Origin of the sequence: Micromonospora chokoriensis, assembly GCF_000718555.1 — a bacterium.
Classification (GTDB): domain Bacteria; phylum Actinomycetota; class Actinomycetes; order Mycobacteriales; family Micromonosporaceae; genus Micromonospora; species Micromonospora chokoriensis_B.
Window position 1 is genome coordinate 202,830 of the sequence record NZ_JOAN01000008.1, and the last position, 11,871, is coordinate 214,700.

The 11,871-nt window shown below is 70.8% G+C and carries 19 protein-coding genes; 8 read left to right on the forward strand and 11 right to left on the reverse strand.

Annotated features, from left to right (window positions below; all coding sequences use genetic code 11):
* Positions 1-48: 48 nt before the first annotated feature.
* The 5 genes from IF46_RS34770 to IF46_RS0113375 form a co-directional block, all read right to left on the reverse strand.
* Entirely contained in the window at positions 49-213 is a 165-nt protein-coding gene (locus IF46_RS34770; RefSeq protein ID WP_198041435.1) for a hypothetical protein, read from the reverse strand.
* A complete protein-coding gene (locus IF46_RS0113360; RefSeq protein ID WP_030488645.1) occupies positions 210-425 on the reverse strand; it encodes a helix-turn-helix domain-containing protein in 216 nt (71 codons plus the stop codon). The genes IF46_RS34770 and IF46_RS0113360 overlap by 4 nt, the downstream gene beginning before the upstream one ends.
* Complete coding sequence (locus tag IF46_RS0113365) at positions 425-859, reverse strand: DUF2975 domain-containing protein (RefSeq protein ID WP_232234028.1); 435 nt, start codon at positions 857-859, stop codon at positions 425-427. Before IF46_RS0113365 ends, IF46_RS0113360 begins: the two co-directional genes overlap by 1 nt.
* 106 nt (positions 860-965) lie before the next feature.
* Positions 966-1,580, reverse strand: coding sequence for a YdeI/OmpD-associated family protein (locus IF46_RS0113370; RefSeq protein WP_030488647.1), 615 nt, complete (start codon positions 1,578-1,580; stop codon positions 966-968).
* 21 nt (positions 1,581-1,601) lie between these two features.
* A complete protein-coding gene (locus IF46_RS0113375; protein WP_030488648.1) occupies positions 1,602-2,207 on the reverse strand; it encodes a hypothetical protein in 606 nt (201 codons plus the stop codon).
* A gap of 96 nt (positions 2,208-2,303) precedes the next feature.
* Here IF46_RS0113375 and IF46_RS0113380 point away from each other — a divergent pair, with 96 nt between their 5' ends.
* Together IF46_RS0113380 and IF46_RS0113385 are read left to right on the forward strand one after the other, a co-directional pair.
* Positions 2,304-3,152 carry an MBL fold metallo-hydrolase gene (locus tag IF46_RS0113380; RefSeq protein WP_030488649.1) on the forward strand — a complete coding sequence of 283 codons (849 nt, stop codon included), beginning with the start codon at positions 2,304-2,306 and terminating at the stop codon, positions 3,150-3,152.
* Positions 3,149-3,604 (forward strand): MarR family winged helix-turn-helix transcriptional regulator, encoded by a 456-nt coding sequence (locus IF46_RS0113385; RefSeq protein ID WP_030488650.1) that lies wholly within the window; start codon positions 3,149-3,151, stop codon positions 3,602-3,604. Before IF46_RS0113380 ends, IF46_RS0113385 begins: the two co-directional genes overlap by 4 nt.
* Before the next feature lie 133 nt (positions 3,605-3,737).
* Here IF46_RS0113385 and IF46_RS0113390 read toward each other — a convergent pair whose 3' ends face one another.
* Entirely contained in the window at positions 3,738-4,988 is a 1,251-nt protein-coding gene (locus tag IF46_RS0113390) for an HNH endonuclease signature motif containing protein (RefSeq protein ID WP_084597892.1), read from the reverse strand.
* Positions 4,989-5,055: 67 nt separating this feature from the next.
* Positions 5,056-5,244 carry a hypothetical protein gene (locus tag IF46_RS34380; RefSeq protein ID WP_030488652.1) on the reverse strand — a complete coding sequence of 63 codons (189 nt, stop codon included), beginning with the start codon at positions 5,242-5,244 and terminating at the stop codon, positions 5,056-5,058.
* A 67-nt stretch (positions 5,245-5,311) separates the two neighbouring features.
* Here IF46_RS34380 and IF46_RS0113400 point away from each other — a divergent pair, with 67 nt between their 5' ends.
* Complete coding sequence (locus IF46_RS0113400) at positions 5,312-5,617, forward strand: hypothetical protein (RefSeq protein ID WP_420063562.1); 306 nt, start codon at positions 5,312-5,314, stop codon at positions 5,615-5,617.
* Between the two features lie 14 nt (positions 5,618-5,631).
* Here the strand turns inward: IF46_RS0113400 and ligD are convergent, their stop codons facing one another.
* Entirely contained in the window at positions 5,632-6,663 is a 1,032-nt protein-coding gene (ligD, locus tag IF46_RS0113405) for a non-homologous end-joining DNA ligase (RefSeq protein WP_030488654.1), read from the reverse strand.
* A gap of 47 nt (positions 6,664-6,710) precedes the next feature.
* Here ligD and msrB point away from each other — a divergent pair, with 47 nt between their 5' ends.
* Complete coding sequence (msrB, locus tag IF46_RS0113410) at positions 6,711-7,115, forward strand: peptide-methionine (R)-S-oxide reductase MsrB (protein WP_030488655.1); 405 nt, start codon at positions 6,711-6,713, stop codon at positions 7,113-7,115.
* Positions 7,116-7,141: 26 nt separating this feature from the next.
* Here msrB and IF46_RS0113415 read toward each other — a convergent pair whose 3' ends face one another.
* The 3 genes from IF46_RS0113415 to IF46_RS0113425 form a co-directional block, all read right to left on the reverse strand.
* The gene (locus IF46_RS0113415; protein WP_030488656.1) at positions 7,142-7,747 is read right to left on the reverse strand and encodes a DUF305 domain-containing protein; all 606 of its coding nucleotides are present in this window, start codon (positions 7,745-7,747) and stop codon (positions 7,142-7,144) included.
* A 64-nt stretch (positions 7,748-7,811) separates the two neighbouring features.
* Positions 7,812-8,552: a lytic polysaccharide monooxygenase gene (locus IF46_RS0113420; RefSeq protein WP_030488657.1), complete on the reverse strand. Its 741-nt coding sequence runs from the start codon at positions 8,550-8,552 to the stop codon at positions 7,812-7,814.
* Positions 8,553-8,660: 108 nt separating this feature from the next.
* On the reverse strand, positions 8,661-8,936 hold the full coding sequence (locus IF46_RS0113425; protein ID WP_030488658.1) for a glycoside hydrolase: 276 nt from the start codon (positions 8,934-8,936) through the stop codon (positions 8,661-8,663).
* Positions 8,937-9,092: 156 nt separating this feature from the next.
* Here IF46_RS0113425 and IF46_RS0113430 point away from each other — a divergent pair, with 156 nt between their 5' ends.
* The 4 genes from IF46_RS0113430 to IF46_RS0113445 all read left to right on the forward strand — a co-directional run.
* Positions 9,093-9,353, forward strand: a complete 261-nt coding sequence (locus IF46_RS0113430) for a hypothetical protein (protein ID WP_030488659.1) — start codon at positions 9,093-9,095, stop codon at positions 9,351-9,353.
* A 214-nt stretch (positions 9,354-9,567) separates the two neighbouring features.
* The gene (locus IF46_RS0113435) at positions 9,568-10,509 is read left to right on the forward strand and encodes a DMT family transporter (protein ID WP_036391980.1); all 942 of its coding nucleotides are present in this window, start codon (positions 9,568-9,570) and stop codon (positions 10,507-10,509) included.
* Between the two features lie 24 nt (positions 10,510-10,533).
* Positions 10,534-10,989: a GNAT family N-acetyltransferase gene (locus tag IF46_RS0113440; RefSeq protein ID WP_030488661.1), complete on the forward strand. Its 456-nt coding sequence runs from the start codon at positions 10,534-10,536 to the stop codon at positions 10,987-10,989.
* Positions 10,990-11,106: 117 nt separating this feature from the next.
* Positions 11,107-11,871: lytic polysaccharide monooxygenase auxiliary activity family 9 protein (locus IF46_RS0113445; protein ID WP_084597898.1), on the forward strand; the 765-nt coding region annotated here is incomplete at its 3' end.

Consider the following 11,871-nt stretch of genomic DNA (forward strand, 5'->3'; position numbering starts at 1 on the left):
GTTATTGCGGGAAGAGTCGGCGAGGGCTGGCCCGCGCCGAGTGGGCGGCTAGCTGCCGCCTCGAATGTTGCGGACACCGAACGCCACGGCGCCGAGCACGAGCACGACGCCGAGGAGCTGAAGACCGGGCGAGTCGTCGGCCTCCCCGAGCACGATGCCGGCGACGCCGAGCGCGACCCCGAGCACGGCGACGACGGTCAGGACGTACCTCATGGGGTTTCCTCCTCGACCCACTCCAGCAGGTCTCCGGGCTGGCATTCGAGCACCCGGCACATCGCTTCGAGGGTGCTGAAGCGGACCGCCTTGGCGCGGCCGTTCTTCAGCACCGCCACGTTGGCCGGGGTGAGCCCGACGCGCTCGGCGAACTCACCGACGCTCATCTTGCGCTTGGCCAACTCCACGTCGATGCGGACGACGATGGGCATCAGATCACCGCTTCCATGTCGGTGCGCAGCGTGGTGGCCTGCCGCAGCAGCGCCCGCATCACCACCATGAGCAGCCCCAGCACACTGACGCCCACGGTCAGCAGGAACAGCAGCAGTGGCAGCCCCGGGTCGTCCGCGTTGAACCCGACGTAGAGGAAGACACCCACGAGCACCACCCACGCGGCGGCGATGGCCCACACGATCGCGTCCACCCACTTCAGGGACGCTTCGGTGAAGATGCGGTCGTTCTTGACCAGGCTGAGCAGCTTCCAGGTCGAGACGATGACCACCTGAACGCACAGCACCCAGAACACCGCCACGACCGTCGCCGGCCACCGGAGGTAGGCGTCCTGCGGTGACTCTGCGGCCATGTGGGCGAACTGCCCGGGCAGCGAAAACGTTTGAAACAGCACCAGGACCCCGAACAGCACCACGAGGAAGACTCTGAGAGCGGCAACCGCTCGATGCTCTGTAACCATGCATCGAGTTTCGCTCGCTACCTATCGAAAGTCAATCGGTCGACTGAACGTCGGCGCTCCCTCACGACTGCGTCGGCCCGGACACCGGCCTCGCCTTCTGCGGGTAGATCACCTCGTGGCGACTCAGCATGGCGACGAATTCGCCGATCTTGCGCTCACGAGTCTCCGCCCGCTTGACGGAATTCAGGCGGTGGATGAGAGCGAACCGGTTGGTCTTGGTCAGCACGTCGAACATGGCCTGGGCGGCGGGCTCGGCAGCGATGGCGGCAAGGAGGTCGGCGGGAACCTCAGCCTCCGACGACGGGGCGTACGCGGCCGCCCACCGCCCGTCCGCCTTGGCTGCCTCCACCACGGCGCGGCCCGCCGGCGACATCCGCCCCTGCTCCTCCAGCCGGGCCACGTGGGCGACGTTGCGCTGGGACCAGGAGCTGCGGGCTCGACGCGGGGTGAAGCGGATCCACGACGTCTCCGCATCCCGCTTACGGGCCTGCCCGTCGATCCAGCCGAAGCACAGGGCCTCGTCGACCGCCTGCTGCCAGGTGAGCGTCGTGACCGTGCCACCCTTCTTGGTCAGGGCGAGCCAGACGCCGGGCGACGCCGCGTGGTTGGCCGACAACCAGGCACGCAGGGCGTCGGCGTCCGCGACGATCAACTCATCCAGCTCCGCACTCGCCATGACGGCAGGCTAGCCGCTGGGTCACGGCCGCCGCTGGCCCCCGTGGCTGGCGATCAACGCGTCCACGACGACCGCAGCGTCGGCGTCCGCCACGTCCGCTGGGTACTCCGGCAACAGGTCGTCCCAGGGGACCAGCCACGACCCGAACAACTGAGCCTGCCCCTCGGGCCGAGCGAAGAACCAGATGTGCAGGTGGGCGCCGCCATCCCCGAAGCGGTAGACGTGGGCTCGCGAGATGTGCGGCAGCGCCTGCACGTGGCGAGCGATCCGAGTGCTCAGCAGCCCTAGTTCGGCCGCCAGCTCGTCGGGGAGATCCTCCATGTCGTAGTGGTCGCGGGGCAACAGCATGAGCACCAGCGGGACGCCCACGCGCGGGATTCGGATCAACCGCCAACGCTCGTTGAACCAGATCCCTTCGTCCCGCTTGCGGCAGGTGTCGCAGTCTGCCGGATCCTCGCCGTGCCGCGCCGGCTCCGGGAGCACCGGCGGCCGCAGCGGCGTCACTCGAAGTCCGTCCTCCTGGAACGGACTGATCTCCCACCCGGTCATGCGCGCCAAGGGAAGGCGGCGCTCATCGTCCGCGGCGGCGACCGCGTGGTCGTAGAACTCGTCCGGTCGCATGGCCATGCGGCACAGACTAGTACGACAAGATCGACATTGGTGGGCGGCAGATCGTCGTAAGGTCGTCTGGCATCAGATGATCTGAGGTCGTACGATCGGGTCATGAGATCCCTCCCCAACCCCGCTCCGTGGACGGCTGCCCTTCCCGAGGCGACGCCGCCGCCGGGCATGGCGATCTACCAGCTCCCCACGGGCACCTACGAGACCCGGGCGGCGTTTGCCATCCGGGGCGGCTCGTTCCGGGACAAGCGACAGTTCGCCGCCACCGCCATCCTCGTGCGGCACCCGAAGGGCGACTTCCTCATCGACGCCGGCTTCGGGGCCAACGTCGCGGCGCACGTCGCCATGCAGCCGCGGTTTGCCCGTGCCCCTTTCCAGAGCGCCCGGACGGTGCGCGAGCAGCTCGACGACAGCGGTTACGACCACACCAGGCTCAGCGGAGTGTTCCTGACGCACTCGCACTGGGACCACGCGAGCGGCCTGGACTCGCTCGACCTCCCGGTCTGGATGAACAAGGGCGAGCTTGAGTACGCGGCAAGCGACGGTGACGGAAAGGTCTTTCGCGCCGTCTCGCCCGGCCACGAGATCCGCGAGTACTCCTTCGACGGCCCCGCCTATCTCGGCTTCTCCGCGAGCTTCGACGTCCACGGCGACGGGTCACTGGTGCTGGCGCTGGCCGGCGGCCACACAACGGGATCCGTGGTCGCGTTCGTCACCCTTCCGTCGGGGAAGCGCTACGCGTTCATCGGCGATCTGACCTGGCAACTGGACGGCGTCCACCGGAGAGTGGAACGCCCCTGGCTGCTCCGGGCCCTCGCCGACAGCGACGCCGAACAGGTGCGACAGGGCATCCTGCGATCGGCGGCGTTGACCGAGCTGATGCAGGTCGTCCCCGCCCACGACGGTCGCGCCTACGACGGAATTCCGCTGCTGTCGGGTGCGGCGCGATGACGGAAGGACCAGCGCCGTCGCTCGACTCCGAGATCACCTGGCTGTTGCATCGCGCCGCCCAACGGATGCACGTGGTGACCGGCGAGCAGGCCGAGAAGCACGGCCTGCACCTGCGGGACTACATCGTGCTGAGCGCGCTCGACAAGACACCCGGGCTGACCCAGGTCGAGCTGGCCAGGGCGCTCGGGCTCGACAAGACGACTCTGATGTCTCAACTGGACCGACTGGAGCAGGGCGACCTCGTCGTACGCCACTCCAGCCCCCACGACCGCCGGCTGCGCATTCCGGTGATCACGACCGCCGGCGAGGAGGTACGGGCGCGGGTCGCCCACGCCAGCGAGGAGGCGGAGCGCAGCGCGATGGCCGGTTTCAGCCAGGCCGAGGTCGACGTGTTCCGCCGAATGCTGTTCGCGATCATCGGCACCACGGTGGACCCGGGCTCATGCCTGTGACGTTCGTTGGTCAGGCGCTCTCGGCCACGGCGAACGCGCAAGGCCACCCGTTCGACGCAGTCACCATGCTGCGACACCTATGCCGGCGGGTGACACAGGCAATAGCTGGGGCGGGTGACCGCACCGACCCGGCCTACGTTCGTCGGTGGTAGTGGTTGCGGCGCGGAAGCTGGCCGGGGTCGAGCCAGGCCGGCGGCACGAACTCAGGGCGGCTGTCGCCGCCCAGCCGGACCACCCACTCGGTCTGGTGGAGGTGCCGGTGGTGGTGGCCGCAGAGCAGCACCGCATTGTCGAGGCTGGTCGGGCCGCCGTCGGCCCAGTGGCGGATGTGGCGGGTGGCGCACCAGCGGGGTGGTCGGTCGCAGCCCGGGAAGGCGCAGCCGCCGTCGCGCAGCACCAGCGCCCGCCTCAGCGGCCCCGTGATCAGGCGGCGTTGCCGCCCCACGTCTAGGACCTGCCCGGCGCCGCCGAGCACGGCGGGCAGGACGGCGGCGTCGCAGGCGAGCCGGCGCACCGTGTCGGGGGTGAGGTGGAGGCCGAGGTCAAGCGCCCCGGCGCCCACCTGACCGGCCAACGCGTCGTAGCTGGTGGTGACGACGACCTGAGCCGGGTCGCCGCCGCTCTCGGGCAGTTCACCGGTGCGCAGGGCGAGCCGGCACACGTCGGCGAGAGCGTCATGGCGGCGCTGGCCGGCGCAGCGGGTGTCGTCGGGGCCGGCGGGCGTGCTCAACGGGTCGATGGCGGCGCGCAGCAGGGCGGCAGACTCGGCGTCGAGGGTGCCGGTAAGTCGCAGGCGGCCGTCGGTCTGGGTGGAGATGGTGACGTGCCGATCGCGGGCCGCGCGGGCGGCCTCGGCAGCCAGGGCCGCCGCAGCGGCGGCGTCGGCCAGGTCGGGGGCGACGTGGTCGAGGATCCGGCTGCCCATCCGACGCAGCAGCGTGGGGTCGAGCTGTTCGGCCCACTCGACCAGCACGCCAACGGCCTTGTCGGCCACCTCAGCGCCCGCCGAGGCCGACACCGTGGCGGCCGTGTCGGCGATGGCCCGGGCCTGCTCCACGCTGACCGCCCCACTCGCCAGGGCAGCACGCACGGCGGGCGGGGCCACATCGACGGAGGCAGCGAGACCGACCAACCGGCGGGCGGCAGAGACGTCGAGTCGTAGACGGTGACGCAACCACACCGCTGTCGAGGAGGCACCCTGCGCGACCGCGGTGCCGCGACCGTCCAACTCCCGCACGACCGCCAACTGCACCGCCGCCAGCCGCTGCTGAAGCCGGTGGGTGGCGTCGAGCACCGCGATCAGATCGTGCTCGGAGTGGGCCCAGGCGGACGCATCGGCGCAGGTCGCCACCGCGCTCTCCGCCCGCGTCAACTCATCGATCACAAAGAAACTCTAGAACAGGTGTACGACAAGCTTCAGTCACGCCGAACCGCCCCACCCAGGGGCGTCATCAACCCTCGGCCAACTCCGGCCGGTGCTCCCGAATCCAAGCCACCACGTCCGACCTCCGCCAGACCTTCCCCTGCACCAGATCCGCCACCGGATCCGGGAAGTTTCGATGGCTGGTGATCACATAAACCCGCTGCTTGCTGATGCCACCGAGCATCGCGCGAATCTCCGCAGCACCGACCAGGTCCATATCGCGGACGCTAGACACTTGACCCGACTCCTTGACCCGGGGCAACTCATCGGTCACCGTAAAGGGCATGCCGGAGTCGAACGAACACCTTGCTGATCGCGCTCCCCTGAGCGGACTGCACCCGGTGCATCAGCACCTACCACGCCGACCCTCGTGGCTCTGCCGGGTGTGCGCTACCACCTGGCCGTGCCCGCTGGCACGGATGTTGCTGCGGGTGGAGTACGGGACCAACCGGGTGGCGTTGTCGATCTACATGGCGAGTCAACTCTTCGACGCGACGGCCGACCTGCTCAAACTGAACCCCGAGCCGGCACCCGACCCACGGGAACTGTTCGACAGGTTCCTGGCCTGGACGGCCCAGCCGCGCCTATGACGGCCGGAGGTCGGTCACGGGCGCTCCGGGGGGCGCTTGGCGCGGCTGGGCTGCACGCGTTTGGGCTCGCCGGGCATCTTCGGATGGTCCGGCGGGTACGGCAGGTCACCCTGGCCGGCGGCGGCGTCGCGCTCGGCCCACTCCAGCAGCGGGGTGATGTCCCACGGTGCGTCGTCGATGCCGGCGTGCGGATCACCTCGCTCGGCCAGCCGGGCCGGCACGGTGCGCAGGTCGAAGTCGTCCGGGTCGACGTCGGGTAGCTCGTCCCAGCTGACCGGGGTGGAGACGGTGGCCCGCGCGTTGGCCCGCAGCGAGTACGCGCAGGCGATCGTGCGGTCGCGCGCCATCTGGTTGAAGTCGACGAAGACCCGGGTGCCGCGCTCCTCCTTCCACCAGGCGGTGGTGACCAGGTCGGGATGGCGGCGTTCCACCTCCCGGGCCAGGGCGATGGTGGCCCGGCGCACCTCGGTGAACGTCCAGCGGGGCTGGATGCGCAGGTAGACGTGCACACCCCGGCCGCCGGAGGTCTTCGGCCAGCCGGCGACACCTAGCTCGTCGAGGAGCGCGCGAACCTCACCGGCGGCCCGCGCCGCGTCGGCGAAGTCGGTGCCGGGCTGCGGGTCCAGGTCGATGCGCAGCTCGTCGGGGCGGTCGACGTCGGCGGCGCGCACCGGCCACGGGTGGAAGACGATGGTGCCCATCTGCGCCGCCCAGGCCACGTGCGCCAGATCGGCCGGGCAGAGCTCCGCCGCGGTCCGACCGCTCGGGAAGGTGATCTGCGCGGTCGTCACCCACGGCGGCACCCCTCGGGTGGGCACCCGCTTCTGGAAGAACGCCTCACCCTCGACGCCCTCGGGGAAGCGCTGCAGGGTGGTGGGCCGGTCCCGCAGGGCCCGCATGATCCCGTCGCCGACCGCGAGGTAGTAGTGGAAGACGTCGGCCTTGGTGAACCCCCGCTGCGGGAAGATCACCCGATCCGGACTGCTCAGCCGTACGCTCCGCCCGGCCACCTCGACCTCGGTGACCGCTGCCTTGGTGCCACCCATCCCGCGACCCTATGCCACGCCTGCGACCTTCGACGTACCGTTGACGGGTGAGTCTTGACGACAACGAGCTGCCCCAAACCGACGACGAGTGGCGGGTCCGACTGACCCCCGAGGAGTTCCACATCCTGCGGGAGGCCGGCACCGAACGCCCGTGGACCGGCGAGTACGTGGACACGAAGACCCAGGGGGTCTACCACTGCCGCGCCTGCGGGCTGGAGCTGTTCTCCAGCGACACGAAGTTCGACTCGCACTGCGGGTGGCCGAGCTTTGACGACGCCATCCCGGGCCGGGTCAAGGAAATCGAGGACCGCAGCCTCGGCATGGTCCGTACGGAGATCCGCTGCGCGCGCTGCGACAGTCACCTCGGGCACGTGTTCCACGGGGAGGGCCTGACCCCGAAGGACACCCGGCACTGCGTCAACTCGGTCTCCATCAAGCTGGAACCCCGCTGACCCGGGCATTAGGGGCGTAACTGCGCTCAGGGCGTACCCCTGAGCAGCTCGACCTCGGCGGTCCGGGACTGTTCGATCCGCCGGGCCAGGTCGCGGACCTGCTCGTTGCGGCCCACGCCGACCTGGCCTCGGGCCAGGTCGGCCGCCGATTGCTGGTGGTCGGCGAGCACCTCGCGCAGCACCCGGTCGACGTCCGCGTCCGGCGCGGCGCGCAGCCGGTCGAGCGCGGCGTCGTCGCCGTGCCCGTGGTGGTGTTGCGCGGCCGCGCTGGCGCCCGGCCCGGCCGTCGGCAACCAGCCGCGCATCAGGGCCAACTCGTCGGCCTCGGTCGCCTCGACGGCTGCGGCCAGGGTACGCAGCGCCTCGTCGCGCACCCGGTCGCGGGCCAGGCGGACGATCTGCAGGGTGCGTTCGCAGTGCCCGACCATCGTGCTCAGGAACACCACGTCGATCCCGCTCATCGTCGCCGCGTCGATCGCGGAGGCGCCCGCCACGGACCCGGCCGCCGCCGACCCGGCCGGGGACGCGGGGGCCGGCTGCGGCATGACCGACGGGCTCGACGTGGGCGATCCGGCGCAGCCGCCGGTGAGCAGCAGAGCGACGACGAACACCAGAGGGGTACGGCGGGGCATGCCGGTTGCTCCGTTCACGCGAGAGCGGGCGACACGGGTGCGACCAGGGGCCGCACCCGTGCGGTCAGACCTGCAGCCAGAGCGCCGGTACGTTCGGCGGCTCCCAGCCCTGGATCGCGGTGTGCGCCTGCCGGCAGCGGTACGTCGCTCCGCCGTAGGTGACCTGCTCGCCGACCTGGTACGCCCGGCCCGCCGCCCAACTGCCGCCCTGCGCGGGTGGATTGGTCGGCGTGGGGGTCGGGGTGGGCCGCGGGGTGGGCGTGGGCGTCGGGGTGGGCGTCGGGTTCGACCCGCCGCCGCCGATCTGCACGTCGATGCAGGAGTAGAAGGCGTTCGCCGTGTCGGAGATGTTCCACACCGCGAGGATCTTCTGCCGGCCGGTGAAGCCGCCGAGGTTGACGTTGTGCGTCACCGTGGCTCCGGGCTGCTGGCCGTTGCCGTTGACCACGCCGACCCGGGTGTTGCCGATCCAGTACTCCCAGTTGCTGGTGGCGTGCCGGGCGGTGTTCACCCAGGTGAAGGTCAGCGAGCTGCCCACCGAGGTGGCCGGCCAGCCCCGACTGTCGTCGTTGAGGACGGCGAACTGGGCGATGCCGGCGTTGCAGCTGCGCAGGCCCTTGGGGCCTTCGACGCTCTGCGGCTCGTACTTGATCTGCCCGCAGTCGGGCACCCGGCCCTGCGCGCAGAGCGCCTGCCGGCTCGGCGGGGCGGAGACGTAGCCGTGCGCCTGCGCGGGGGCGGCGACGGTGAGGGTGGCGGCGACAGCACCTGCCGCCACCAGCGGGACGGTAATTCTTCGACGCATGGGGGCAGCTCCTTCTCCAGGTCCGGTGAGGTGCCCTCAAGGTAATTTAAACATTGTTAACAGTAAAGACTCTCATCGATAAATCCATCGATGGTGGCAGTTTTCTTCTCAGAGTCGGAGCAGGCTGCCCCGGTCGTCCACCTGGTCGGCGGAATCGTCGTCCAACCAGACTCCCCCGGTGCCGAGATAACGGAAGCGGTGCTCCCCCGGCGGCAGCTTCACGGTCACCGTCCTCGTGCCGTCGCGGCGGGTCACCAACTCGTGCCGACCCGGCTGCCAGCCGTTGAACGAGCCGACGACGCTCACCGGGCCGGGCGGGACGTCGCGGGGCAGGCAGAAGGTGACCCGGGTCTGGTTGCCGAAGAGCCTGTTGCGCTTGATCACTGTGATCCTCCGGGGGTTGCCGCGGTTCACCCGACATAACGGGCAACACGCCGACGCCGACACGCCGCCGGGGCGGCCAGGCACCGACGTTTCGCCGCACGCCGACGCGACCTGGGGGGATTCTGTAGGCACTTGTCCACGTAACGGAGGTTTTCGGTGGCAACCTGCGAGGTCTGCGGCAACGACTACTGGATGGCGTTCGAGGTACACACCGTCAGCGGTGACGTGCACACCTTCGACTCGTTCGAGTGCGCGATCCACCGCATGGCACCGATCTGCGAACACTGCCAGGTCAAGATCGTCGGGCACGGTGTCGAGGTCAACGGCCGCTTCTTCTGCTGCGCGCACTGCGCCCGCGCGGTCGAGGGCACGGTGGGCGCCGAGATCCGCGACGCCGTCGGCGCCCGCCCCGCCTGACCGCACCCGCCCGGCCACAGGCCCGACGCTGGACCGCCGATCTGGGGTACGGTCGTCGCCATGCGGCCATTCCTGGGCGTCCTGCCTCCACCGCGCTCCTGAACGGAGCGCCGCGCCTCACGCCGACCGGATGACCTGACCCGGCTCGGCCACCTCGCCGTACGCGCTCCGTAGACGTCGTCCCCGTCAACGGCTCACCCTTCGGAGCGCCTCCGTGTCCACCACCCGCACCGCGCCGCCGCGCGCCTCGGCCGCCCGCCACGCCGCCCGCAGCGGCCTGATCCAGATCACCGTCACCGGCGTGCTGTGGGGCACCACTGGCGTGGCGGTACAACTCCTGCGCGACAGCACCGGGCTCAGCCCGGTGAGCATCGGCTTCCACCGCCTCGCGATCGCCGCGCTCATGCTGCTGGCGTGCACCGCCGGCCGGCTCCGCACGATGCTGGCCGCCCTGCGCGCCGCACCCGTACCGCTGCTGCTCACCGGCGTCGGTCTCGGGCTCTACCAGGCGCTCTACTTCGCCGCAGTGGCCTGGGCCGGGGTCAGCGTGGCCACCGTGGTCAGCCTGGGCCTAGCCCCGGTGCTCGCCGCCACCTGGGAGTCGGCGCGCGCCCGCCGGCTCCCCGGCCCGCTGCGACTCGGCACGCTGGTCGCGGCGGTGGCCGGTCTCGCCCTGATCACCGGGGCCACGGCGGACCCCGGCGCGGCGACGCCCGCCCCGCTGCTCGGCCTGCTCGCGGCGGCCGGCTCCGGTCTCGGGTACGCGGTGACCACCCTGATCAGCCGACAGGTGTCGCAGCGCATCGCGCCGATGACGCTGACCACCATCTCCACAGCGGTCGGCGCGCTGACCCTGGCGCCGTTCGCCCTGGTCGCCGGGGTCAGCGTGCCGGTACGCCTCGACACCGTGGCACTGCTGCTGCACCTCGGCGTGGTCACCACCGCGGTCGCGTACGCGTTGTTCTACGCCGGGCTACGCACCACCGAGGGCAGCGTCGCGGCCGTGCTGACCCTGCTCGAACCGCTCACCGCCGCGGCGCTGGCGGTGGCGCTGCTGCACGAACCGCTCCCGCTGCCGGTGATCGTCGGCGGCGTTCTGCTGCTCACCGCCGTGGCCGCCACCTACCTCGCACCCGACCGGGCGGACACCACGTGAACCAGCCCGACCTACCATCGGTGGATGCCCCAGCAGACCACCGAGATCCGCACGGCCTCCTTCGCCGACCTGAACGCCCGCACCTTCCACGACCTGCTCAAGCTGCGCATCGACGTGTTCGTGGTGGAGCAGAACTGCCCGTACCCGGAACTCGACGGGCGGGACGTGGAGCCGGGCACCCGGCATCTCTGGCTCACCGACGGCGGAGCGCCCTTGGCGTACCTGCGAATTCTGGCCGAACCGGACGGCGCCGCCCGGATCGGTCGGGTGGTGGCGGCCCCAACGGCGCGCGGCGGCGGACATGCCAGCCGACTGATGACCGCGGCACTGGAGGTGGTGGGCAACCGGCCCTGCCGGCTGGAGGCCCAGTCGCACCTGGTCGCGTTCTACGCCCGGCACGGCTTCGCGGTCAACGGCCCGGAGTACGTCGAGGACGGCATCCCACACACGCCGATGCGGCGCGGGGCCATTGACGTGTGACGATTCGACTGGCATGGTGCCGGTAGCGCCGTCGCGGGAGCCAGCGATCAGGCACGGGAGTGGGCAACTCCCGGCGAGCCGGGTGTCGACGTCCGACCTCATCCCCCCGGGGGCTCCATGTCCACTCTCACTCGATCACGACGCGTGCTCTGGCTGTTCGCCCTCGCGGCGACCACCACGCTCCTGTTGACGACCGCACTGACCACCATGCTGACCAAGCCCGCCTCGGCGCACGGTTCGGTCGTCGACCCGGCCTCGCGCAACTACAGCTGCTGGCAGCGCTGGGGCGGCGACTTCCAGAACCCTCGGATGGCCACCGAGGACCCGATGTGCTGGCAGGCGTGGCAGGCCGACCCGGCCGCCATGTGGAACTGGAACGGCCTGTTCCGTGAGGGCGTGGGGGGCAACCACCAGGCCGCCGTCCCCGACGGCCAGTTGTGCAGCGGCGGGCGCACCCAGAGCCCTCGCTACAACGCGCTGGACACCGTCGGCGCCTGGAAGACCACCTCGGTGTCGAACAGCTTCCGGCTGCGCTTCTTCGACCAGGCCAGTCACGGCGCCGACTACATCCGGGTGTACGTGACCAAGCAGGGCTTCAACTCGGCCACCCAACCGCTCGGCTGGGGCAACCTGGAGTTGGCCGGCCAGATCGGCAACACCCCGGCCTCGCAGTGGAACCAGGACACCGGTGGTGTCTCGATCCAGATCCCGGTCAGCGCGCCGGGACGCACCGGGCGGCACATCGTCTACACCGTCTGGCAGGCCAGTCACCTGGACCAGTCGTACTACCTGTGCAGCGACGTCGACTTCGGCGGTGGGACGACCACCCCGCCGACCACGCCCCCGCCGACGACCACGCCCCCGCCCACCACGCCCCCGCCC

What these genes read in the sequence shown, in the direction of transcription:
- IF46_RS34770 (WP_198041435.1), bottom strand. Translation starts at nt 213, where the DNA reads ATGAGGTACGTCCTGACCGTCGTCGCCGTGCTCGGGGTCGCGCTCGGC.
- IF46_RS0113415 (WP_030488656.1), bottom strand. Translation starts at nt 7,747, where the DNA reads ATGCCCCGCCGTACCCCTCTGGTGTTCGTCGTCGCTCTGCTGCTCACC.
- IF46_RS0113370 (WP_030488647.1), bottom strand. Translation starts at nt 1,580, where the DNA reads ATGGCGAGTGCGGAGCTGGATGAGTTGATCGTCGCGGACGCCGACGCC.
- IF46_RS34380 (WP_030488652.1), bottom strand. Translation starts at nt 5,244, where the DNA reads ATGGACCTGGTCGGTGCTGCGGAGATTCGCGCGATGCTCGGTGGCATC.
- IF46_RS0113420 (WP_030488657.1), bottom strand. Translation starts at nt 8,552, where the DNA reads ATGCGTCGAAGAATTACCGTCCCGCTGGTGGCGGCAGGTGCTGTCGCC.
- ligD (WP_030488654.1), bottom strand. Translation starts at nt 6,663, where the DNA reads ATGGGTGGCACCAAGGCAGCGGTCACCGAGGTCGAGGTGGCCGGGCGG.
- IF46_RS0113385 (WP_030488650.1), top strand. Translation starts at nt 3,149, where the DNA reads ATGACGGAAGGACCAGCGCCGTCGCTCGACTCCGAGATCACCTGGCTG.
- IF46_RS0113380 (WP_030488649.1), top strand. Translation starts at nt 2,304, where the DNA reads ATGAGATCCCTCCCCAACCCCGCTCCGTGGACGGCTGCCCTTCCCGAG.
- IF46_RS0113440 (WP_030488661.1), top strand. Translation starts at nt 10,534, where the DNA reads ATGCCCCAGCAGACCACCGAGATCCGCACGGCCTCCTTCGCCGACCTG.
- IF46_RS0113360 (WP_030488645.1), bottom strand. Translation starts at nt 425, where the DNA reads ATGCCCATCGTCGTCCGCATCGACGTGGAGTTGGCCAAGCGCAAGATG.
- IF46_RS0113400 (WP_420063562.1), top strand. Translation starts at nt 5,312, where the DNA reads ATGCCGGAGTCGAACGAACACCTTGCTGATCGCGCTCCCCTGAGCGGA.
- IF46_RS0113375 (WP_030488648.1), bottom strand. Translation starts at nt 2,207, where the DNA reads ATGGCCATGCGACCGGACGAGTTCTACGACCACGCGGTCGCCGCCGCG.